This is a genomic window from Mesobacillus sp. (assembly GCF_049588175.1).
GTDB lineage: Bacteria > Bacillota > Bacilli > Bacillales > Cytobacillaceae > Mesobacillus.
The window spans coordinates 1-1,698 of the sequence record NZ_JBAVFI010000577.1 but is presented as its reverse complement, the minus strand read 5'-3'; the positions used below and the strand labels follow the sequence as shown (position 1 = coordinate 1,698).

At 36.3% G+C, this 1,698-nt stretch carries 2 protein-coding genes; one reads left to right on the top strand and one right to left on the bottom strand.

The window, feature by feature from the left end; all coding sequences use genetic code 11:
• Nucleotides 1-478: hypothetical protein (locus tag WB217_RS14105; RefSeq protein WP_423993855.1), on the top strand; the 478-nt coding region annotated here is incomplete at its 5' end.
• Nucleotides 479-601: 123 nt separating this feature from the next.
• Here the strand turns inward: WB217_RS14105 and WB217_RS14100 are convergent.
• Complete coding sequence (locus WB217_RS14100) at nucleotides 602-1,495, bottom strand: alpha/beta fold hydrolase (RefSeq protein ID WP_423993854.1); 894 nt, start codon at nucleotides 1,493-1,495, stop codon at nucleotides 602-604.
• Between the last annotated feature and the right edge of the window lie 203 nt (nucleotides 1,496-1,698).

The window sequence follows — 1,698 nt, the reverse complement described above, 5'->3', positions numbered from 1 at the left end:
ACCAACTCATGCTGATATAGCAGTATTTCAGTCCAATTATGATTTAAAAGAAGGTATGTCTGAATTCAACAGTCTGATGAATAACCAATACACCTTTAATAATATTCCCGGTGAACAGACAGTCATTATACGTGCAAGCTTTGGAAATCAAGAATTTCATTATATATTTCCCATAATAATAGAAAAAACGATTTCTTATCAACATCAGCTTGCTGAAGAAAAAGGAAAATTAGCAGTATTGGAGATCCACGATGACAGCCAGCAACAGGATAACTGGTCCCTAGAAAAGGTAACAAATCCCTATATACACAAAGCTCAATCAAGGACAGCAAGAAGTGTAGAGGATGCTCAAGCGATGTTTCCAGAATTGGAGATTTCTACCCTTCCATATTATGCAGTATTTGATCATGAAAAAGTACTTTACCAGGTGAACGACCCTGATGAATTTGTTAAGTTGTTAAGAGTTGTCATTCCATAAGAAAAGCGCAAACGCCTTGTTCAGACCCGACAAGCGCTAGAGGTGGACAATTTCTTGAAGTGAATTTTATACTAACTTATCACATAATAATAGGATGGCGAGATTCGCCATCCTAGTTATTTATCAAACCTTTTGCAGCTGTTTCTCCAAGAATACTTTAACGACTGCCGCAGCTTTTTCTGGCATCTGCATCCACACATAAGCATGCAAAGATTGATCTAAAAGAGTTATTTCAAATGACTCCAAAAAACTGGAAAAATGGTGGAGATTCTGCTTAATCCTTGAATTGCTCCAATCAGCTTCGCTTGGCATAAATAAGACAGGACAAAAGATTTGCTTGTAATATTCCTCGAACAACATGTCCCAATAGCTATCCATATATTCATTCCTGACATGTTTTTTATAGAAATGGACAACACGGCCATCACTTGTTTCTTCCATACAGCTCTCTATAAAAGTATGAAAATATTCATTCCAAAGCCCTTGTTTTTCCAATGGATTTTTATAATGATGGACAAATGCTTCCCTGTTTGGAAAGATAATTTCCTTCCTTTCTGCGAGTTGATTTCGCAGCTTCTCCTTTTCTTGCTTAATTTCAAAATCATTACCATCCATCAAACCATATTCTCCAAATTCATTTGTTAAAGCTCCCTCACATACAAGCGATTCTATTAATTGTGGATATGTGGCAGCAAGGCTTAAGCCGACTTCTGCACCCATTGAACTGCCGACGACATGGCACCGAGTAACGTTAAATTCCAATAATAAAAGATGAAGATCCCCTGCCAAATCATCAATATGGTAGCCAGAACTTGGCCTATCGGATTTCCCATGCCCGCGCAAATCAGGAATAATCAGATTAAATTCTTCTTGAAGGTGTGGTACAACTCCGTTCCAAATAGCAGAGGTCCCCCCGCTAAAATGCAGTAAAAGCAGATATGGTTTTTGATCGTTTACTTCTGTATAACTAACATTTAAGAAAATGGAATTCTCCAATTGTATCTTTTTCTCTAACACGTTATTTTCCTCCAGCTGGAATAATAATTTTCAATATTCCGAAATCGTTTTTTAATAATAAAATACCACAGCCATAAGCTATGGTATACAGTTGAACGTTTTTTTCTAAATTTTTTCTTGAAAAGTAGATTATTGCTTTCCATGAATCAGCAGAAGCAAGCTAAAATGCATAGGAAGGTATATAAGAACTAGCATTATATTAT